Origin of the sequence: Rhizobium phaseoli (assembly GCF_003985125.1) — a bacterium.
Classification (GTDB): domain Bacteria; phylum Pseudomonadota; class Alphaproteobacteria; order Rhizobiales; family Rhizobiaceae; genus Rhizobium; species Rhizobium phaseoli.
In genome coordinates this window covers 40,337-59,923 of the sequence record NZ_ML133575.1, presented here as the reverse complement: position 1 = coordinate 59,923, position 19,587 = coordinate 40,337, and the positions used below count along the sequence as shown (strand labels likewise).

Below are 19,587 nucleotides of genomic sequence, written 5' to 3'. Positions count from 1 at the left end.
GTTTAACAGGTAAAACGAGGTTTTCAGATGAGCATTTTCGGCAGCATGAAGACGGCGGTATCCGGAATGAACGCGCAGGCGAACCGCCTCAGCACGGTCTCCGACAACATCGCCAACGTGAACACGACCGGTTACAAGGCCGTGTCGACGAGCTTCTCCTCGCTGGTCCTGCCCTCCTCGGGCGGCAACTACAATTCTGGCGGCGTTCAGACCTCCGTCCGCCAGGCCGTCTCCGATCAGGGCGACATTTCCTACACCACCTCCACCACCGATCTTGCGATCTCGGGCGACGGCTTCTTCATTGTCCAGGGGCCTGACGGCACGCCGGTTCTGACCCGCGCCGGCGACTTCCAGAAGGATGACGAAGGCAACCTCGTCAACGCCGCCGGCTTCCAGCTGATGGGCTATTCCTACGATTCTGGTTCTCCCGCGGTCGTCGTCAATGGCTTCGACGGCCTGGTTCCCGTCAACGTCAACCAGGATGGCCTCACCGCCATCGCCTCGACATCCGGTGTCTTCAAAGGCAACCTCGATTCCAACGCCAACGTCGCTCCGGTCGCTCCTGCGACGCTCCCGAGTGCCAACCTTGCCACCACGACGACGGACACCAAAAAAGTCTCGATGGTCGCCTACGACCGTCTCGGCAACAAGGTGATGTACGACTTCTACTTCACCAAGACCGCGGTCGCGGCAGCGCCGCCGCCGGCACCTCCCGCTGCTGCGGCCACCTGGGAAGTGGCGATGTTCCGCAACGCCAATGCGGCGACCGGCGGCACCACCTCCTTCCCCTACAGCGCCGGTGGCGCAGTCGGCACGGGCTCGATCACCTTCGACCGCGATGGCAAATTGCTCACGGGCGGCGCTATCAACATCACCGATGGGGTCACCGGCCAGACGATTGCAATGGACTTCTCAGGCTTGACCCAGCTCGGCGCTGCCTTTTCCGGCACCGGCACGCCGAACGGCCAGGCGGCGACCCCGGTCAAGGACGTCACCATCGACGGCGATGGCATCGTCTATGCCAAGTATGAAGACGGCAGCACCAAGCCGCTCTATCGCATTCCGCTCGCCAATGTCGCAAGCCCGGACAAATTGACCTTGATGAGCGGCAACGTCTACAGCGCCAACGGCCAGTCGGGCGTCACCGTCACCGGCTTCCCGCAGACCAATGGCCTCGGCACCATCAAATCGGGTGCTCTCGAAGGTTCGAACGTCGACCTCGCCGGCGAACTGACCGAGATGATCGAAGCGCAGCGCAGCTACACCGCCAATTCGAAAGTGTTCCAGACGGGATCCGACATCATGGACGTTCTCGTCAATCTCAAGAGATAATCAGGGTAACGGGTAAGCCATGTCGCTCACATCCGCACTTAATACCGCGCAGAGCATATTCAACAATACCGGCACGCAGAGCAGTGTCGTATCGAACAATATCTCGAATGCGGGCAACAAAGATTACGTGCGCCGGCAGGCAATGCTTACCACGTCCCTGAACGGCTCGCAGGTCGTCAAGATCGACCGGGCTCAGGAAGACGCCCTGCTGCGCCAGTATCTCAAGTCGTCCTCTCAGGACAGCGCTCAGCAGACCCTGCTGAGCGGCCTTGAAGACCTCAAGTCGATCATGGGTGGCAACGACTATGAAACGTCGCCATCCACCTATCTCGGGGTGTTCCAGCAGAAGCTCCAGGCCTTCCGCACGTCGCCCGGCAGCACTGTCGCCGCTCAGGGCGCCATCACCGCCGCTCAGGACGTCGCCAACTCGCTGAACAATGCCTCGCAATCCGTACAGGACGTTCGCGCCGGCGCCGACAAGCAGATCGCCACCGCGGTCGACACGCTGAACACGCTCCTCAGCCAGTTCGAGAAGGCCAATAACGCGGTGAAGACCGCCACGGCTACGGGGGCGGACCCTTCCAGCGCTCTCGATGAGCGTGAGAAGACCCTCAAGCAGATTTCGCAGATCGTCGGCGTCAGCGCGACAACGCGCGACAACAACGATATGGTGCTGAGCACGCCTGACGGGACGATCCTGTTCGAGACGATCCCGCGCAAGGTGACGTTCCAGGCTCAGGATGTCTACAACGCCACCATCACCGGCAATTCGGTCTATGTCGACGGTGTCGCACTGCCGCGCGGCAGCGGATCGACGACGACGGCGCAGGGGAGCCTCCAGTCGCTCCTTCAGGTTCGCGACGAGATCGCCCCCAACTTCCAGAAGCAGCTCGATGAAATCGCCCGCGGCCTCGTCTCTCTCTTCAAGGAGCAGAATACTGCTGGGCCCCCGGCCTATGTGCCCGGCCTCTTCACCTGGAGCGGCGGCACGGTCGACACCGGCGGCACTGCGATTGCCGGCATGGCGTCGACCATCAGCGTCAGCAGCCGTGTGATCACATCGCAGGGCGGCGACCCGATGCGGCTGCGCGATGGCGGCGTCAACGTCAACGGCGTCGTCAACAATCCGACCGGCCTCAGTGGCTATACGACGGACCTCGACCGTCTTTACACCGCCTTGGGCTCCGACATCGATTTCGATCCGGCGGCAGGTCCGGCGGTCGGCTTCGACGCCACGACGGGGATCGATTCCAACGTCAGCATCATGGAATATGCGACCAATTCCCTCGGCTGGCTCGAGCAGTATCGCAGCAACGCCACGACGGCGGCGGAAAACACCTCGGCCGCCCTGTCGCGCTCCGACGAAGCTTATTCCAACGAAACCGGCGTCAACCTCGACGAGGAACTGACGCTGCTTCTCGATATCGAACAGTCCTACAAAGCGGCGACCAAAATCCTTAACGCTGTCGACGAAATGTTGAAGTCATTGCTGGATATCGCGAGTTAAGCCATGAAGAGCTCATTTATTTCAAGTACCGCCATTCAAAGTGCGATGCGTTTGACGATCCGTCAGGCGCAGAACCAGATGACGAAGGCGACGATGGAAGCAACGACGGGAGTCTATGCGGATATCGGTGTCTCGCTCGGCGGCAATGCTGCCAGAAGCGTCGACTTCACCCGCGAGACCGACCGGATCGATTCGATCAAGTCAAGCAATTCGCTTGTCAGCGCCCGCATGGAATCCTCGCAGCTCGGCCTGTCCAAGATGAAGGATGTCGGCGATGGCCTCGTTTCGAAGCTGACTGCGCTGCAGGGCAGCCACGATCCGGGCAGCATCACCGTCGCCATCCAGTCGGCGACCAGCGCCCTGTCCACCATGATGGATACGGCCAATACCATGGTGAACGGCGAATATCTGTTCTCCGGCATCAATACCGACGTGCAGCCGCTGACCGACAAGACGACCGCCACGAGTGCGGCCATCGTGACGGCGCTGAACAGCTACGCCGCTGGTCTGGCTCCGCCGAAGGCCGTCAGCGATCTCACCGGCACCGAAATGGAGACCTTCATCACGACGACGGTCGAGCCGATGTTCAGCCAGGCCAATTGGACCAATGCGGCGACCGGATGGTCGCAGGCATCGAGCCAGAACATGACGAGCCGCATCAGCAACTCGGAAGTGATCGAATCCTCGACCAACGCCAATTCCGAAGGCATGCGTTATTTTGCGCTCGCCTCGGTCATGACCTCCGCGCTGCTCGGCCAGAACCTCAGCACGGATGCAATGACGACCGTCTCCAAGCAGGCAATCAGCTACACGGCCAAGGCAACCAGCGGCCTGGTGACGCAGGCAAGCCAGCTTGGCCTCTCCCAGGAGCGTGTCAAGAAGTCCAACGACGCTCTCGACGCGCAGTCGAACATTATCAAGAACAAGCTGGTCGATCTCCAGGGCGTCGACCCTTACGAAGCCTCGACCCTCGTCAAGACTTTGGAAACACAGCTTGAAACCGCTTACACGATCGTTTCGAAAATCCAGCAGTTGAGTCTCGTAAACTACCTTTGATGAGCAAAGGCGCGCAATAAAGAAGGATGCATGAATGTATCAGTTCTCATATGCCGAAGTCATGCAGGACTCGGTGGCCGACGCGAAAGAGCGGGAATGGCAGGTTCTTGACCGGTCCATAGAACTGCTGGCGTTGGCGCGCGACAAGGACAAATACGGTCGGGAAGCCATTGAAGCCCTGTTTTATACGCGTCGGGTGTGGATCAGCTTCATCGAGGATCTGAAGCATCCGGACAATCAGCTGGATGTTCAGCTCAGGGCCAATCTCATCTCGATCGCAATCTGGATTTTGAAGGAATGCGACAGGATCAGAAAACGTCTGTCGAATAACTACCAGGGCATCATCGACGTCACCACCATCATCAGGGATGGACTTAAATGAAAAGTACACTACGCATTTCTCTGAAAGCCGGAGAAAGAATCTTCATCAACGGCGCCGTCCTGCGCGTCGACCGCAAGGTCGCGCTGGAATTCCTGAATGATGTGACGTTCCTTCTCGAAAATCACGTCCTTCAGCCGGAAGGTGCGACGACGCCCCTGCGCCAGCTCTACTTCATCGCGCAGATGATCCTCATCAATCCCGAGGGCAAGGACCACTCGACGGCGATGTTCCGCAAGTCGATCACCATGCTCCTCACCTGCTTCAAGAATGAAGAGATCCTCGCCGAACTGAAGCGCATCGACGCGCTCGTGTCGACCGGCCGCGCCTTCGACGCGCTGAAGGCGATCCGCGGTCTCTACGCGATCGAAGACAATATTCTCAACAATCACGAGCTGCCGCCGACGATGGTCGAGCAGATTCGCAGGGAGATCGCACCATGGCGGTAGATGCAACGTCAAAGGTGACGAGCTCGACCTCGGCGAGCACCTCGAGCTCGACCCAAAAGGCGACGCTGAACTACGACAACTTCCTTCAGCTGCTCATCGCGCAGATGAAGAACCAGGACCCGACCGATCCGATGGATGCCAGCGAGCAGGTCGCTCAGCTTGCCACTTTCTCGCAGGTCGAGCAGACGATCCAGACCAACACCAAGCTGGACACGCTTCTGGCAAGCTCGAGCCTCACCCAGGCCAGCAGCTATGTCGGGAAGTACATGGAAAGCGCTGACGGCACCGTCAAAGGCGTCATCGATTCCGTCAAGGTTTATTCCGACGGCATTATTGCGACGACGACGGATGGCGGTAAGATACTCGTGCAGGCGGGAATCACTGTTGCCGACGAGGCGCCGAGCAGCAGCTCCTGATGCAAAAGGCGCCGAGGCGCCTGATTATGCCGATCAATCGCAGCCCGGCTGTCGCGGGCTGCTTCGAGGCGATATGAGGTTGCCTTCAGATGAATGAAGCTGATGCATTGGATCTGTTCCAGGCCGCGATCTGGACGGTCCTGATTGCTGCCGGTCCTGCCGTGATCGCTGCGATGGTGGTGGGTCTCGTCATCGCCCTGATCCAGGCATTGACCCAGGTGCAGGAAGCGACGCTGACCTTCGTGCCGAAGATCCTCGCCGTGCTCATCACCGTCGGCGTCACCGCGCCTTTCATCGGCTCACAGATCTCGATTTTCACCAATCTGGTCTTCTCGCGCATTCAATCCGGCTTCTGAGCCACCTTCGCGCAAGCTTCGCCATTTAACTCTCGATCCGAATTGGGCGGACCTCGTTTCCGCCTCCTCTCATGAAGAGACGGAATCGTTATGGCGCAACCACCTGCACTCCCCCTTCCGAAAGTCGCCCCGAGCCTGCGCGATGTCGGTTTTGCTCTCGGCATTGTCGGCATCATCTGCATTCTCTTCCTGCCGATTCCGCCGTTCCTGATCGATATGGGACTGGCATTCTCGATCGCCTTTTCGGTGCTGATCCTGATGGTCGCGCTGTGGATCCAGAAGCCGCTCGATTTCTCGTCCTTTCCGACCATCCTGCTGATCGCGACGATGACCCGGCTGGCGCTGAACATCGCCACCACCCGCGTCATCCTGTCCCACGGCAATGAGGGCCATGACGCAGCCGGCGGCGTCATTGCCGGCTTCGCAAGCCTGGTGATGTCCGGCGACTTCGTCATCGGTCTGATCGTCTTCCTGATCCTTATCACCATCAACTTCATCGTCATCACCAAAGGTGCGACGCGTATCGCCGAAGTCGGCGCCCGTTTCACCCTGGATGCCATCCCCGGCAAGCAGATGTCGATCGATGCCGATCTTTCGGCCGGCATCATCGATGAGAAGGAAGCCCAGCGCCGGCGCAGGGAGCTCGAGGAGGAAAGCTCCTTCTTCGGTGCGATGGACGGTGCCTCGAAATTCGTGCGCGGCGATGCCGTCGCCGGCCTGATCATTACCGCCATCAACGTCTTCGGCGGCATCATCATCGGTTATTTCCGCCACGGCATGCCGATCGGCGAAGCAGCCGACGTCTTCGTCAAGCTCTCCGTCGGCGACGGCCTCGTCTCGCAGATGCCGGCTCTCATCGTCTCGCTCGCCGCCGGCCTCCTCGTCTCGCGCGGCGGCACCACCGGCTCCACCGACCAGGCGGTCGTCAACCAGTTGAGCGGTTACCCCCGCGCGCTCTCGGTTTCGGCGGTGCTGATGTTCGTCCTGGCGCTGATGCCGGGCCTGCCGTTCGTCCCCTTCGTGATCCTCGGCAGTCTTCTCGCCTTCGCCGCCTGGTTCATTCCGCGTCAGGTCGAGGCCGAAAACAAGCTGCGCCGCGAACAGGAGGAAAAGAAGGTCGTCCAGAGCAAGGAGTTGGAGAAGGATTCGGTCAAGTCGGTGCTCCGCACCTCCGAAATCGAGCTCGCGCTCGGCAAGATGGTCTCGACGCGCCTGCTCGGCGCCCATCAGGAACTGGCCTTCCGCGTCGGCAAGATGCGCAAGAAGTTCGCCACGCAATACGGCTTCGTCGTCCCGGAAATCAAGGTCACCGACGATATTGCCATCGCCGAGAAGTCCTACCAGATCCGCATTCATGGCACGACGGTCGCCTCCAACCTGCTGCGCGTCGGCGAAGTCCTCGTCGTCACCGGCGCCGGCCGCAAGCCCAGCATTCCGGGTGACGAAATCCGCGAGCCCGCTTTCGGCATGCCGGCCGTCTCGATTCTCGAAAACTTCGCCGATGATCTGAAACGCGAAGGTTTCCAGCCGATCGACAACGTCTCCGTCGTGCTGACCCACATGAGCGAGGTCATTCGCAACAACCTGCCGCAGCTTCTGTCCTACAAGGACGTCAAGGTGCTGATCGATCGCCTCGACCCGGAATACAAGAAGCTCGCCGACGAAATTTGCACGTCGCACATGTCCTATTCCGGCCTGCAGGCGGTGCTCAAGCTCCTGCTTGCCGAGCGCGTGTCGATCCGCAACCTGCACCTCATTCTCGAGGCGGTGGCCGAGCTTGCCCCGCATGTCAGGAAGACCGAGCAGATCGTCGAACACGTCCGCATCCGCATGGCCCAGCAGCTCTGCGGCGATCTTGCCGACAACGGCGTGCTGCGTGTACTGAGATTGGGCAGCAAGTGGGATCTCGCCTTCCACCAGGCGCTGAAGCGCGATGCCAAGGGCGAGGTGATCGAGTTCGACATCGATCCCAGAAGCCTGGAGGAGTTCAGCGAGCAGGCGAGCAAAGTTATCCGTGAGTTCATGGATCGCGGCCTGCCATTCGCCCTTGTCACGTCGCCGGAAACACGCTCCTATGTGCGCATGATCATCGAACGGCTGTTCGCCACGCTGCCGGTCCTGTCGCATGTCGAACTGGCCAAGGGCATCGAGATAAAGATTTTGGGCTCGATTTCATGATAACAGACCCGCAAGGGACCGTTCTCGCGCTGTTTCTGGTCTTCTGCCGGATTGGCGGCTGCGTGCTGGCTCTTCCGGGTTTTTCCTCGGCGCGCGTGCCCGAGCAGCTGCGCGTCTTCATCGCCGGTGCGCTGTCGATCGCACTCATGCCGCTGCTCTGGGACACGGTCTATCCGGCTGTCCACACGGGAGCCGGAACTTATATCGGCCTGATTTTCAGCGAATCGCTGGTCGGCCTGATGTACGGCATGCTGGCCAGAATCTATACGCTCGGCATGCAGTTCGCCGCGACGATCATCGCCATGATGGTCGGTTATACCCAGCCGGGCTCGGCCGACGTCATCGAAGACGCGCCGGAAACCAGCCTTTCCGGCTTCATCACCTTTGCCGGCATCATGATTCTGTTCATCATGGATTTCCATCACATCGTCTTCCGCGCGCTGGTCGATTCTTACACGACCATGCCCTTCGGCGGGGTGACGCAGATGCGCGCGACGCTGATCTCCTTTACCGACACGCTGGAGCAGACCACCTATATCATGCTGCGGCTGTCGAGCCCCTTTCTGATCTACGGCATGATCTTCAACGTCTCGATCGGCTTCATCAACAAGCTGGCGCCGCAGATTCCGGTCTATTTCATTTCCACACCCTATCTGCTGATGGGCGGGCTCTTCCTGTTTTATGTCTCGGTCGCGGCGCTGGTCAGCCAGTTCGGCCAGGCCTTCGGTTCGATCTATATCGGGCCGATGAGGCTGATATGATCGAGAAGAGCCGCTCCCAAAAACTCAAGCGTCTGCTGTCGGTGCAGCGGCATATCGAGAGGATGGCCGAGAACGACCTGGCCGAAACCAGCCGTCAGCGCATCGAGGTCAATGCGGCGATGGACGACGTTATCGTCGCTCTCGGTTCGATGGATCCGGTCCACCACGCCTTCTCGCAGAATTATGCCGACCGGTTCGGCAGGTTGACGATCAAGGATCAGCAGCTCACCGGCATGCAGCAGATCCACGAGATGCGGCTGACGCGCGAGCGCGCCAAGGCCGATCGGCTGGAAGAGGGCATGAAAGAAGCCCTCGATGCCGAGCGCCGCGAGGCCGACGACAATGCCGTCTACGATGTAATCGATCAGCAATTCGCAACACCAGCCTCCAGCAAGCTTCAAAAACCATAATCGTTACGATCTTAAATTAGAGGATTGTAACGTGGCTATTTCGCCCCCCAGTGATCTGGTCCTGGACGTGGTCAAAGCTGCCGACCCCATGGAGGTTCAGGTAGCCCAGGAAAAGTTGAAGGCAAATCGTGCGGCCTTTGCCGCAACGAGCCTCGCCGAGAACGGCAAGGGCTTCTCCAATACGGTCGACGTTCTCGATCATGTCGGCCAGAAAAGCGGCCTTTCCAACATCCAGAACCGCACCAAGGCCGAGGAGGTTCCGGAAAGCTACCGGAAGTTCGAGGCCATGGTTCTGCAGAACTTCGTCAAGTCGATGCTGCCGAGCGAAAGTGAAGACGTCTACGGCAAGGGCGCGACCGGCGATATCTGGAAGGGCATGATGGCCGAGCAGCTCGGCAACACCATGGCTAAGGGCGACGGCATCGGCATTGCCAAGCAGATGTACAGCGAGCAGCTGCGCCGGCAGGAAGGCAAGATCGTCAATGCCTCGACCGATGATCGTGACCGCAACACCGCTCTCAGCATGATCGACGACTTCCAGCGCAAGACCTTTGGCACGCCGACGGCGGACGCCAAGGCCGATAGAACAGGATGATTTTAGGCCCGTTGGCCTGAAATCTGAATCCTGTTCTAAATTAAATAGTTAGAGCATGATGTCGTCCGAAAACCGCGCACACTTTTCGGCATCATGCTCTAAGCGACGCATAATCGAGGGTACAATGGAAATAATTTCGAACGAATACAGGATCAAATCCGTTCTCGGACGCCTCGAAATGATCATCGACAATGAGAATACTCGGATCGGCAACGATCCGCAGTTCGATCTCAAGGTCTCCAATGCGCACAAGAGCCGCTGCCTCTATGAGCTGTCGATGCTTTTCCGCGACACCGATCCGGCCGAGCTTGCCGCCGCCCATCTCGATCAGCTGCACGGCCTGAAGAAGAAGCTGGTTCTCAACGCCCGGCGCGTCGAAGCGCACCTCGAAGCGGTTCGCGCTGTCGCCGACCTCCTGAAGAATGCCGTTCAGGACGCTGACGCTGACGGCACCTATTCCCAGGAACAATTCGCCGTGCGTGGGAACTGATGGTCAAGCTGGTCCTCACCGGTGTCTGGGTTTGCGCCATCACCTTGGCCTCGGTCTACTTTTCGGTGTACATGGCGACGGCGCCAGCACCTGCGGCAACGGATTCCAAACAGAGCGCGCTCGAACTGGTGAAGGGTGAAACGATCACGGTGCCGGTCATCGGCGACGGTGCGATCACCGGTTATTTCCTCGGCCGCATTTCCTTCATGATGAACAAGGACATGCTGAAGGGCGTGACCTTGCCGCTGACCGAGATGACGACGGACGAGCTTTTCAGCCTGCTCGTCGGCAACAAGATGGTCGATCTCGCGCACATCAAGTCCTTTGACGCCAAGGCCTTCCGCGAGGAGATCAAGAAGGGCATGAACGAGCGGCTCGGCGGCGAATATGTCGCCGAAGTGATGCTGGAGCAGCTCGATTATCTCTCCAAGGAAGAGGTCAAGCAGAACGCGGCCGGTGAGCCGAAAAAGCTCGGCGCTCCGGTCAAGATCATTGAGGGCGCCGCGGCTGATGGCGCGCCGGCCCCGGCCGCCCACTGAAATAACGTATTCCAGATCCGATGCATGAACGGCGCCTTTCGGGCGCCGTTTGTCGTTGGGCTTGATGTGGTTAATAAACCACTTATGCGAGCATCAAAATCCAAGGAATTTTCCTAAGGGTTGTTTGAAAGCCTCCTGTTATATCAGGTCTCACAGCTTGGCATGCGCCGTATTCCGTGAGCGGGGCGACGCTGCCATGCGTGACGCGACCGGTCCTTTCGAGACCTCCGGGTGCGGAAAAATATGGGCTTGGTTTCCGGGATGTCGGGCGCATGACGCACCCTCGGCAGGAGGTAGGAATGAATTTGATTGCAAACTTCGCGGTGCTTGCGTCGCGGCGGACGATCTTCGATCTGCCGGTCTGCGATCTCGGCTGGGACGATGCACTCGTTTTTATCAACGAGCTGGCCTCCATTCCCGTCGGCCAGACCGTGGTTTGCTTCGTCAACGCCCATAATATGCTGACCGCGTTGCGCGACGATGATTATTACCGGATCATGTCGCACAATCTGGTGCTGCCGGATGGCATCGGCCTCAATATCGCATCGCAGATCGCCCACGGCTCGCCGTTTCCCGCCAACCTGAACGGTACCGATTTCGTGCCGGCCTTCCTCACCTTCATGGAGGCTCCGCGCCGCATCGGCCTGATCGGCGGCACCCGCGCGGTCGTCGAGGCGGCGGCGGATAATTTCCGCAAGCACACACCCTGGCATGAATTTGTCGTCATTTCCGACGGCTTTTTCGACAAGGTCGACTCCTCCGATGTCACCGAGGAGATCGAGCGCCAGAAGCTCGACATTCTGATCGTCGGCATGGGAACGCCGCTGCAGGAGAAATGGGTCCACGACAACATCCGCGCCGACCATGCGCGTCTGGTGCTGACGGTAGGCGCGCTCTTCGACTTCGTCTCCGGCGCCGTTCCGCGAGCGCCGAAGACGGTGCGGATGATGCGTCTCGAATGGGCCTATCGGCTGATACAGGAGCCCGCGCGCCTTTGGCGGCGCTACATCGTCGGCATTCCGGTCTTCCTTTTCCATGTCCTGCGCTACCGCTTCCGCCGCCGCGAAAGAATTCTGAGCTACCCGGAAGAGCATCGCAGCGTCTCGCAGCCGGCGGCGGAACGTAGGAAGGCGAGCTGAACGGGCGGCGCCCGGTTCAAATTTGAAACCTCGGACCGCGATTCTTGCCAGTCGCGGTTAACCATTTCTTTGCCATGAATATTTAGAGTCGTTTAATCATCTGCATCGCGTGCGGATGATTGAACTCGGCCATCATGTGCATGAGATGTGGCGCAAATGTACGATATCAGGGCGAGAAACAGCTTCCAGGATCGCGCAGCCGCGGGGCCGCGCTCCTTTGACGATTCCTATCGCCGGCAGTCGCAGGGGACTGCTATCGCACTGCCCGAGGCCGAATTGCTGCGCGCGATCGGCCGCGCGCTCGAAGAGCAGCGCGCAATGGCGGCGCGTTCGGCGCCGCTGGTCGACCGCATTGAAACCATCCTCGGCAACCGCCTGCGGGCTGCCAACGATATCGGCCGTCCTCTTCCGCCAGAGCCGGCCGGTCATGAAAAGTCCATCGCTGCGGAAGAGCCCGCACTCCCGCCCGCGCCGCTGGCCGCGATCAGCGAGGAGCCCGCTAGATTCCAGCCGGCAGCGCCGCGCCACCGCGCCGGCCGCTTCGGCCTTGTCATGACGGTCGTCGCCGCCACGATCCTCGGGGCAGGCCTGCCGGCGTTGATGCCGGTCTCGCCCGCTCTCTATCGTGCCGAGACGACGCTTTCGGTAAGCACGGATGCGGCAAGCCGCGCGGCCTTCACCCAGGCTGCGGCGAAAGGCCTGTTGTCGGCACGCGTGATGGCATCGACGGTCGCTGCGCTGAAACTCGATCACGACCCCGAATTTGCCGGCTCCGGTGCCAATGCGCTCGGCGTTGCGCTCGACCTCCTCTCGGCCACCGGTGCTGCCGCCGATCCGGCCTCGCGCGCCGAGGCGGCGCTGAAACATGCGGTCGAGATCGTGCCTGATGTTGCCGCCGGTACGATTCTCGTCAGGGTGACGACCGGCGACAGCGGCAAATCGATGCGCATCGCCGCGCGGCTTGGCGAAGCGGTGTCCGCCGGCAGCGGTCCCGGCCGAAGCGCCGAAACCGACACGGCGCTGCGCAAGGCTTATGACGAGGCGAAGGCGGAGCTTGCCGCCTTTACGGCAAAAAGCGGCGAGGGCAACGTCAAGGTGGCGATCGACCTTCGCCGCCAAATCGATGGGCTCGATGCCGAGCTGAAGCAGGCCGACGAGAATATCCTCGCCGCCAAGGCGCAGGCCGACCGGCTGAAGACGGCAAAACTCGCGGGCGTGCTGGATGGTTCGCTCCCCTCCGATCTGCTCTCGCCGGCGCTGCAGGATTGGCGCGACAAATATGCCGTCGCCAGGACGACGCTGGCCCAGCTCTCGGCCGAGCTTGGCCCGCGCCATCCGCGCCTGCTGCAGCAGCAGGCCGAAACGGACGGGCTGAAGGAGAACATGGGCAAGGAGCTTGCCCGTCTGGCCCAGCTCGCCAATGCCGCCGCCAAGGCTGCGGTCGATACGCGCAAGGGTCTGAACGATCGCCGCAACACGCTGATCGCCCAGAGCCGGGATACCGGCGTCGATCTGCCCCGGCTGACCGAGCTGCGCGAGAAGGCGAATGCCGCGCATGTGCGCCTGGAAGAGACGGCCTCCGCAACGGGGGCAGCCGACGACGCTCATCTGATCGTGCTGAAATCGCCGGTGGCCTCGAGGGTAGCGGCAACGAATGGCTCGATCGGCGGCGCGCTGACCGGGGGCGCCGCCGGGCTGGCAATCGGTCTTGCTCTGGCGTTCCTGCTGTTCTTGCGCAAATCCGTCGTTTCCTCTGCAACGGAAATGCCAGTGTCCCCGTCGGTTGTGTCCCCGCCGCCGGCGCCCGCGCCCCCGGCGGCGTTCGACGAGATGGACGTGCTGCGCTCCGAGATCTCCGGCCTCCGTGACCGCCTTCGCGATTTGATGGAAGTGCGGCAACCGCGGCGCTGAACCAACATTTCCTTGCAAGTTTGATATTGCCTTGCCGCTTTCCGACAGGATAGGGCGTTAGCGGGCATTTGACGCTCGTCAACTATCCTTAGATTGACCTGAAACCAGGGCGGAGAGACGCGTGACGACAGTAATCGACGGCAAGAATGTGGCTGCATCGGTCATTCAGACGGTCAAGAGTGCGACGGCGGCGCTGGAAAAGAGCAGCGGCGTCACCACCGGCCTGGCCGTCATCATCGTCGGCGACGACCCGGCAAGCCACGCCTATGTCGGCTCCAAGGGCCGCATGGCCAAGGAATGCGGCTTCAAGTCCGTCCAGCACACGCTGCCGGCCGAGACCAGCCAGGCGGAACTGGCAGCGCTCGTCGCCACCCTCAACGCCGATCCGTCGATCCACGGCATCCTGGTGCAGTTGCCCTTGCCGAAGCCGCTCGACAGCGAGCCGATCATCCAGTCGATCCTGCCGGAAAAAGATGTCGATGGCTTGAGCGTCGTCAACGCCGGCAAGCTCGCCACCGGCGACCTGAAGACCGGACTGGTCTCCTGCACGCCGGCCGGCGCCATGGTTTTCGTCCGCCGCACCCATGGCGAGGATCTCTCCGGCCTCAACGCCGTCGTCATCGGCCGCTCCAACCTGTTCGGCAAGCCGATGGCGCAATTGCTGCTCAACGCCAATGCGACGGTGACGATGGCCCATTCGAGAACGAAGGACCTCGCCGAGGTCTGCCGCAACGCCGATATTCTGGTGGCCGCCGTCGGCCGGCCGGAAATGGTCAAGGCCGATTGGGTCAAGCCGGGTGCGACAGTCATCGATGTCGGCATCAACCGCGTCCCGGCGCCCGACAAGGGCGAGGGCAAGACCCGGCTCGTCGGTGACGTCGCCTTCGCCGAAGTCTGCGACGTCGCCAGCACCATCACCCCGGTTCCCGGCGGGGTCGGGCCGATGACCATTGCCATGCTGATGGCCAATACGGTGATTGCCGCCCATCGCGCCGCAGGGCAGACCCCGCCGCAATTCTGATTATGGCTGCTGCGGGGCAGGGCCGGTCGAGGCCCTGACGATCAGCTCGGTCTTCCAGAGTTCCTGATCGGGGAAGGGGCCGGCCTGTTTCACCGTGCCGATCAGCCGCTGCGCGATGCGCACGCCGGCAGCGCGCAGCGCCGAGCGCGTCGTCGTCAGCGGCACGGAGAAACTTTCCGGCTTCAAGAGCGGCAGCACGTCGTCATGGGCGATCAGGGAGATATCCTCGCCGAGCCGCAGTCCCGCCTGGTTGACGGCGCGGATTGCGCCCAACGCCATCACCGTGCTGGAGCAGAGGATCGCCGTCGGCCGCTGCGGCAGCTGCAGGAAGCGTTCCATCGCCAGCAGGCCCTGCTCGTCGGTCATCAGCGTATGGCTGATGCAATCCTCCTCGAGAACAAGTCCGCGTTCGGCAAGCGCCGATATGACGCCGTTCTTCCTGCGGATGGCGAAATCGAGATGCACTTGCCCGTTCATCAGCGCAAAGCGCGTATGGCCGAGCTGCAGCAGCAGCCGTGTGGCGTCGTAAAAGGCGCCTTCATTATCGATGTCGAGATAGGGATAATCCAGCTCCGCGCCGAAGGAGCGGCCATGCACGACATAGGGCATGGAGAGCGATTTCAGCATGGGAAGCCGCGGATCGTGGCCGCGCATATAGGCGACGAACAGCGCGTCGACATTGCCGCTGATCGCAAGCCGCCGGAGTGCGGCCACCTCGTCATCGGGATCGGCCGGCATGATGACGAAATGGAAATCGTGACGCACGGCCTCCTCGCCGAGCCCGGCCAGGAATTCGCCGAAATGCACGTCGGACTGGTGGCCGGGCGCCGTCGGCATGACCAGGCCGATCGAGCCTGCCTTGCCGGTCGCAAGCCGCTGGGCAGCCTTGTTCGGCCGGTATCCGGTTTCCTTGACGGCCTGGAGCACGCGCTCGCGGGTCGCTTCATTGACCTCGGGATAACCGTTGAGCGCCCGGCTCACCGTCGTCTGCGACAGCCCGAGCAATTCCGATAGCTGTTTGAGATTCACCTGTTATGCTTCCTCCCGGCCCGCCCGTCGGCCGCTTCAAAAAGGCCTGCCGCCTCCCAATGGCACCCAAAGCGCTTTCAATTATGTAGCATCTCGCGCGCTTGACTCAAGAAAAATCGCTCCATATTCCCCGATAGGCGTTGCTGAGCTGCGTATTCTGCGTGTTCACGGCGAGATTTCGTGAAATGACTTGACTCCATTCCACCGAAAGTGGAATGAGTGAAGGTGTCAAAGCGCTTTGAAATTTCCTTTTGAAGGGATTCGGCGCGGGTTGGGATTGTGATGGGAGGATGATCACATGAAGAAGTCATTTTTGATGGGCGTTGCCGTAGCGGCGCTTTTTGCCGGTGCTGCGTCGGCGGCCGATCTGAAATTTGCCCCGGGACAGGATGCCAAGTTCAACTGGAAAAGCTATGACGAATTCAAGGCCGCCCATGCCGATCTGAAGGGCCAGCCGCTGACGATCTTCGGGCCGTGGCGCGGCGAAGACGAGGCGTTCTTCCTGAGCGTCCTCGCCTATTTCACCGAAGCGACCGGAATCGACGCCAAATATTCCTCTTCCGAAAACTACGAACAGCAGATTGTCATCGACACGCAGGCGGGCTCGCCGCCGAACATCGCCATCCTGCCGCAGCCGGGCCTTCTTGCGGACCTCGCCGGCAAGGGCTTCCTGACGCCGCTCGGCGATGACAACTCCAAGTGGCTCAAGGACAATTACGGCGCCGGCGACAGCTGGGTCGGGTACGGCACCTATAAGGGCAAGGACGGCAAGGAAGCCTTCTACGCTTTCCCCTATAAGGCCGACGTGAAATCACTCGTCTGGTATGTTCCGGAGAATTTCGAGGAAGCCGGCTACAAGATCCCGACGACCATGGAAGAGCTGCATGCTCTGACCGATCAGATCGTCAAGGACGGCGGCGTTCCCTGGTGCATCGGCCTCGGTTCGGGCGGCGCCACCGGCTGGCCGGCGACCGACTGGGTCGAAGACATCATGCTGCGCACTCAGCCGCCGGAAGCCTACGACAAGTGGACGACCAATGAGATGAAGTTCACCGATCCGGCCGTCGTTGCCGCGATCGACGAATTCGGCAAGTTTGCCAAGAACGAGAAATACGTCGATGGCGGCGTTGCCGCCGTAGCGTCGACCGACTTTCGCGACAGCCCGAAGGGCCTCTTCGCCGTTCCGCCGAAGTGCTACATGCACCATCAGGCCTCGTTCATCCCGTCCTTCTTCCCCGAAGGCACGAAGCTCGGTCAGGATGCGGACTTCTTCTACATGCCGACCTTCGCTTCGCATCCCGAACTCGGCAAGCCGGTTCTCGGTGCCGGCACGCTGGTCTCGATCGCCAAGGACTCGAAGACGGCCCGCGCTTTCATCGACTTCCTGAAGACCCCGATCGCCCATGAAGTGTGGATGGCGCAGTCGAGCTTCCTGACCCCGTATAAGGGCGTCAGCACCGACGCCTATGCCAACCCGCAGATGAAGAAGGAAGGCGAGATCCTGACATCCGCCACCACCTTCCGCTTCGACGGTTCCGACCTGATGCCCGGCAAGATCGGCGCCGGCGCCTTCTGGACCGGCATGGTCGATTTCGTCGGCGGCAAGTCCGCTCAGGATGCAGCGGCCGAGATCCAGAGTGCCTGGGACGGTATCAAGTAATTTCCCATAAGTCTCATGCCGCCGGGTAGCCGGCGGCATTAGCAGAATGACCGGCCGGGTTCCAGAGGGGGAGCCCGGTCGTGCCGGATCCTGTGGTCAAAGACACAAGATGCGTTGACGGCATCCGGCGTTAACCCTTCGAAACAAGACAGGGAAGCAGGGGAGGGACGAAATGCTGTTGCAGATTGTGTCCGCTTTGGGCGTCGTGGTCGGAGCCGTTTTTGCATGCTCCGCCTATTTCTTTTTCTCGAACAAGCTCCTCGATCTCGCCTTGCCGGTGAGGGACGGTGATATCCGTCAGGCTTCGCGAAACCTGAACCGGCGCGCCATGATCCGCCCCTGGCTGTTCCTCGGCCCGGCACTCTCCCTGCTGATCGTCTACCTCGTCTACCCTGTCATCGCGACGTTCATCCTGTCCTTCTACGACCGGTCGGGCAACGAGTTCGTCGGCGCGACGAATTACCTGTGGGCCTTGAACGACCGCGAATTCCGCCAGTCGATCTTCAACAACATCCTCTGGCTCGCCGTCGTGCCCGCTGCCTGCACCTTCTTCGGCCTGGTCATCGCCGTGATGACCGACCGCATCTGGTGGGGCAATATCGCCAAAAGCATCGTCTTCATGCCGATGGCGATCTCCTTCGTCGGCGCTTCCGTCATCTGGAAGTTCATCTACGAGTATCGCGGCGGCAACGATGTGCAGATCGGCCTCCTGAACGCCATCGTGCAGACATTCGGCGGTACGCCGCAGGTCTGGATTTCCGTTCCCTTCTGGAACAATTTCTTTCTGATGGTCATCCTGATCTGGATCCAGACCGGTTTTGCCATGGTTATCCTGTCGGCGGCGCTGCGCGGCATCCCGGAAGAGACGATCGAGGCTGCCGTCATCGATGGCGCCAATGGCTGGCAGATCTTCTGGCGCATCATGGTGCCGCAGGTCTGGGGCACCATCGCCGTCGTCTGGACGACGATCACCATTCTCGTCCTCAAGGTCTTCGATATCGTGCTGACCATGACCAACGGCCAATGGCAGACCATGGTGCTGGCGAACCTGATGTTCAACTGGTTGTTCCGCGGCGGCGGCGATTCCGGCCGAAGTGCTGTTATCGCCATCATCATCATGCTCGCCGTCACGCCGATCATGGTCTGGAACGTGCGCCGCGCCAACCGCGAACTGAAGGGCCATTGAGATGACCGCTGTTGGAAGCTATTTCAAGATCGGCCCCGCCCGCCTCTTCGTTCACCTTGCCGTTCTTCTGATCGTCATCCTCTGGTTGATCCCGACGCTCGGCATCTTCGTCAGCGCCTTGCGCGACAAGGATCAGATCGTCGTGTCCGGCTGGTGGACCTCCTTCGTCGGCTCGACGCAGACTGTTGCCGTCCGTCTAGGCACGCCTGACCAGCAGAAGCAGGAGGGCGCCACCTACGTCATCTCAGGCAATGTGCTGGAAGGCCAGACAGGTCGCTCGGTGAAAGCCTACGGCAACCGCGTGCAGCAGCCGGCCGCCTTCAAGGCGGGGGAAACCGCCGACCTCGGTGATGGCGAAAGCCTGCAGATCAACAGCGACGGCAGCTATCGCTACATGAAGAACGCTGCCTTCTCGCCGGACGAACGGCCGCGGCGCATCTATGTCTCCGTTTCCGCGCCGCCGGAATTCACGACGCAGAACTATAACACCGTTCTGACAGGCGAGGGCATCGGCCAGTCCTTCATCAATTCGCTGACCGTGACGATCCCGGCGACGATCATCCCGATCCTGATTGCCGCTTTCGCCGCCTATGCCTTGAGCTGGATGGATTTTCCCGGACGCGCGCTGCTGATTGCGCTCGTCGTCGGTCTCATCGTCGTGCCGCTGCAGATGTCGCTGATCCCGCTTCTGCGCCTCTATAACGAGATCGGCACCATGCTCGGCCAGCCGTCGAAGACCTATCCCGGTATCTGGCTCGCCCATACCGCCTTCGGCATGCCGCTCGCCATCTTTCTGCTGCGGGCCTATATTGCCGGCCTGCCGAAGGAGATCATCGAATCTGCCCGTGTCGACGGCGCGAGCGACTTCGAAATCTTTACCCGCATCGTTTTGCCTCTGTCCTTCCCCGCACTCGCCTCCTTCGCCATCTTCCAGTTCCTGTGGGTGTGGAATGACCTGCTCGTCGCCATGGTCTTCCTGGGCACCGACAAGGAGCACCTCGTGTTGACCGGCAGCCTGAACGCGCTGCTCGGCTCGCGCGGCGGCAATTGGGAGATTTTGACGGCGTCGGCCTTCGTCACCATTGTCGTGCCGCTGCTCGTCTTCTTCAGCCTGCAGCGCTATCTGGTGCGTGGTCTGCTGGCGGGCTCGGTCAAGGGCGGCTGACCATTTTC

Annotated in this window: 20 protein-coding genes; 19 read left to right on the top strand and 1 reads right to left on the bottom strand. The window is 61.0% G+C overall.

The window, feature by feature from the left end; all coding sequences use genetic code 11:
* The first annotated feature begins 27 nt into the window (after positions 1-27).
* From EFD56_RS19055 to folD, 16 genes are all read left to right on the top strand, one after another.
* Positions 28-1,332 carry a flagellar hook protein FlgE gene (locus EFD56_RS19055; RefSeq protein WP_004672314.1) on the top strand — a complete coding sequence of 435 codons (1,305 nt, stop codon included), beginning with the start codon at positions 28-30 and terminating at the stop codon, positions 1,330-1,332.
* 19 nt (positions 1,333-1,351) lie between these two features.
* The gene (gene flgK, locus EFD56_RS19050) at positions 1,352-2,839 is read left to right on the top strand and encodes a flagellar hook-associated protein FlgK (protein ID WP_004672315.1); all 1,488 of its coding nucleotides are present in this window, start codon (positions 1,352-1,354) and stop codon (positions 2,837-2,839) included.
* Positions 2,840-2,842: 3 nt separating this feature from the next.
* Entirely contained in the window at positions 2,843-3,895 is a 1,053-nt protein-coding gene (locus tag EFD56_RS19045; RefSeq protein ID WP_004672316.1) for a flagellar hook-associated family protein, read from the top strand.
* Between the two features lie 34 nt (positions 3,896-3,929).
* Complete coding sequence (gene flaF / locus EFD56_RS19040) at positions 3,930-4,277, top strand: flagellar biosynthesis regulator FlaF (RefSeq protein WP_004672317.1); 348 nt, start codon at positions 3,930-3,932, stop codon at positions 4,275-4,277.
* Positions 4,274-4,723, top strand: coding sequence for a flagellar biosynthesis repressor FlbT (flbT, locus tag EFD56_RS19035; RefSeq protein WP_012482697.1), 450 nt, complete (start codon positions 4,274-4,276; stop codon positions 4,721-4,723). The genes flaF and flbT overlap by 4 nt, the downstream gene beginning before the upstream one ends.
* On the top strand, positions 4,714-5,139 hold the full coding sequence (flgD, locus tag EFD56_RS19030) for a flagellar hook assembly protein FlgD (protein WP_004672319.1): 426 nt from the start codon (positions 4,714-4,716) through the stop codon (positions 5,137-5,139). Before flbT ends, flgD begins: the two co-directional genes overlap by 10 nt.
* 89 nt (positions 5,140-5,228) lie before the next feature.
* On the top strand, positions 5,229-5,495 hold the full coding sequence (gene fliQ, locus EFD56_RS19025) for a flagellar biosynthesis protein FliQ (RefSeq protein ID WP_004672321.1): 267 nt from the start codon (positions 5,229-5,231) through the stop codon (positions 5,493-5,495).
* A gap of 90 nt (positions 5,496-5,585) precedes the next feature.
* On the top strand, positions 5,586-7,673 hold the full coding sequence (flhA, locus tag EFD56_RS19020) for a flagellar biosynthesis protein FlhA (protein WP_064817462.1): 2,088 nt from the start codon (positions 5,586-5,588) through the stop codon (positions 7,671-7,673).
* The gene (locus tag EFD56_RS19015; RefSeq protein ID WP_126905973.1) at positions 7,670-8,434 is read left to right on the top strand and encodes a flagellar biosynthetic protein FliR; all 765 of its coding nucleotides are present in this window, start codon (positions 7,670-7,672) and stop codon (positions 8,432-8,434) included. Before flhA ends, EFD56_RS19015 begins: the two co-directional genes overlap by 4 nt.
* Positions 8,431-8,844: a hypothetical protein gene (locus EFD56_RS19010; RefSeq protein ID WP_037114486.1), complete on the top strand. Its 414-nt coding sequence runs from the start codon at positions 8,431-8,433 to the stop codon at positions 8,842-8,844. The genes EFD56_RS19015 and EFD56_RS19010 overlap by 4 nt, the downstream gene beginning before the upstream one ends.
* Positions 8,845-8,875: 31 nt before the next feature.
* Complete coding sequence (locus EFD56_RS19005; RefSeq protein ID WP_010024787.1) at positions 8,876-9,439, top strand: rod-binding protein; 564 nt, start codon at positions 8,876-8,878, stop codon at positions 9,437-9,439.
* Between the two features lie 124 nt (positions 9,440-9,563).
* A complete protein-coding gene (locus EFD56_RS18995) occupies positions 9,564-9,929 on the top strand; it encodes a hypothetical protein (protein ID WP_010005921.1) in 366 nt (121 codons plus the stop codon).
* The gene (locus tag EFD56_RS18990; RefSeq protein ID WP_126905972.1) at positions 9,929-10,468 is read left to right on the top strand and encodes a hypothetical protein; all 540 of its coding nucleotides are present in this window, start codon (positions 9,929-9,931) and stop codon (positions 10,466-10,468) included. The genes EFD56_RS18995 and EFD56_RS18990 overlap by 1 nt, the downstream gene beginning before the upstream one ends.
* A 299-nt stretch (positions 10,469-10,767) precedes the next feature.
* Positions 10,768-11,607 (top strand): WecB/TagA/CpsF family glycosyltransferase, encoded by an 840-nt coding sequence (locus tag EFD56_RS18985; RefSeq protein WP_010008871.1) that lies wholly within the window; start codon positions 10,768-10,770, stop codon positions 11,605-11,607.
* A 156-nt stretch (positions 11,608-11,763) separates the two neighbouring features.
* On the top strand, positions 11,764-13,518 hold the full coding sequence (locus tag EFD56_RS18980; RefSeq protein ID WP_126905971.1) for a GumC domain-containing protein: 1,755 nt from the start codon (positions 11,764-11,766) through the stop codon (positions 13,516-13,518).
* Positions 13,519-13,639: 121 nt separating this feature from the next.
* Positions 13,640-14,539, top strand: a complete 900-nt coding sequence (gene folD / locus EFD56_RS18975) for a bifunctional methylenetetrahydrofolate dehydrogenase/methenyltetrahydrofolate cyclohydrolase FolD (RefSeq protein WP_126905970.1) — start codon at positions 13,640-13,642, stop codon at positions 14,537-14,539.
* On the opposite strand, the gene EFD56_RS18970 is transcribed toward folD, so the two are convergent.
* Positions 14,540-15,568, bottom strand: a complete 1,029-nt coding sequence (locus tag EFD56_RS18970) for a LacI family DNA-binding transcriptional regulator (protein ID WP_064826954.1) — start codon at positions 15,566-15,568, stop codon at positions 14,540-14,542.
* Positions 15,569-15,866: 298 nt separating this feature from the next.
* Between EFD56_RS18970 and EFD56_RS18965 the strand changes: the two genes are divergently transcribed.
* From EFD56_RS18965 to EFD56_RS18955, 3 genes are all read left to right on the top strand, one after another.
* On the top strand, positions 15,867-17,228 hold the full coding sequence (locus EFD56_RS18965) for an ABC transporter substrate-binding protein (RefSeq protein ID WP_004672333.1): 1,362 nt from the start codon (positions 15,867-15,869) through the stop codon (positions 17,226-17,228).
* Positions 17,229-17,400: 172 nt separating this feature from the next.
* Positions 17,401-18,414 (top strand): carbohydrate ABC transporter permease, encoded by a 1,014-nt coding sequence (locus EFD56_RS18960; RefSeq protein ID WP_126905969.1) that lies wholly within the window; start codon positions 17,401-17,403, stop codon positions 18,412-18,414.
* Between the two features lies 1 nt (position 18,415).
* Positions 18,416-19,579 carry a carbohydrate ABC transporter permease gene (locus tag EFD56_RS18955; protein WP_004672336.1) on the top strand — a complete coding sequence of 388 codons (1,164 nt, stop codon included), beginning with the start codon at positions 18,416-18,418 and terminating at the stop codon, positions 19,577-19,579.
* Positions 19,580-19,587: the final 8 nt, after the last annotated feature.

What these genes read in the sequence shown, in the direction of transcription:
- EFD56_RS19055 (WP_004672314.1), top strand. Translation starts at nt 28, where the DNA reads ATGAGCATTTTCGGCAGCATGAAGACGGCGGTATCCGGAATGAACGCG.
- flgK (WP_004672315.1), top strand. Translation starts at nt 1,352, where the DNA reads ATGTCGCTCACATCCGCACTTAATACCGCGCAGAGCATATTCAACAAT.
- EFD56_RS19045 (WP_004672316.1), top strand. Translation starts at nt 2,843, where the DNA reads ATGAAGAGCTCATTTATTTCAAGTACCGCCATTCAAAGTGCGATGCGT.
- flaF (WP_004672317.1), top strand. Translation starts at nt 3,930, where the DNA reads ATGTATCAGTTCTCATATGCCGAAGTCATGCAGGACTCGGTGGCCGAC.
- flbT (WP_012482697.1), top strand. Translation starts at nt 4,274, where the DNA reads ATGAAAAGTACACTACGCATTTCTCTGAAAGCCGGAGAAAGAATCTTC.
- flgD (WP_004672319.1), top strand. Translation starts at nt 4,714, where the DNA reads ATGGCGGTAGATGCAACGTCAAAGGTGACGAGCTCGACCTCGGCGAGC.
- fliQ (WP_004672321.1), top strand. Translation starts at nt 5,229, where the DNA reads ATGAATGAAGCTGATGCATTGGATCTGTTCCAGGCCGCGATCTGGACG.
- flhA (WP_064817462.1), top strand. Translation starts at nt 5,586, where the DNA reads ATGGCGCAACCACCTGCACTCCCCCTTCCGAAAGTCGCCCCGAGCCTG.
- EFD56_RS19015 (WP_126905973.1), top strand. Translation starts at nt 7,670, where the DNA reads ATGATAACAGACCCGCAAGGGACCGTTCTCGCGCTGTTTCTGGTCTTC.
- EFD56_RS19010 (WP_037114486.1), top strand. Translation starts at nt 8,431, where the DNA reads ATGATCGAGAAGAGCCGCTCCCAAAAACTCAAGCGTCTGCTGTCGGTG.
- EFD56_RS18995 (WP_010005921.1), top strand. Translation starts at nt 9,564, where the DNA reads ATGGAAATAATTTCGAACGAATACAGGATCAAATCCGTTCTCGGACGC.
- EFD56_RS18990 (WP_126905972.1), top strand. Translation starts at nt 9,929, where the DNA reads ATGGTCAAGCTGGTCCTCACCGGTGTCTGGGTTTGCGCCATCACCTTG.
- EFD56_RS18985 (WP_010008871.1), top strand. Translation starts at nt 10,768, where the DNA reads ATGAATTTGATTGCAAACTTCGCGGTGCTTGCGTCGCGGCGGACGATC.
- EFD56_RS18980 (WP_126905971.1), top strand. Translation starts at nt 11,764, where the DNA reads ATGTACGATATCAGGGCGAGAAACAGCTTCCAGGATCGCGCAGCCGCG.
- EFD56_RS18965 (WP_004672333.1), top strand. Translation starts at nt 15,867, where the DNA reads ATGAAGAAGTCATTTTTGATGGGCGTTGCCGTAGCGGCGCTTTTTGCC.
- EFD56_RS18960 (WP_126905969.1), top strand. Translation starts at nt 17,401, where the DNA reads ATGCTGTTGCAGATTGTGTCCGCTTTGGGCGTCGTGGTCGGAGCCGTT.
- EFD56_RS18955 (WP_004672336.1), top strand. Translation starts at nt 18,416, where the DNA reads ATGACCGCTGTTGGAAGCTATTTCAAGATCGGCCCCGCCCGCCTCTTC.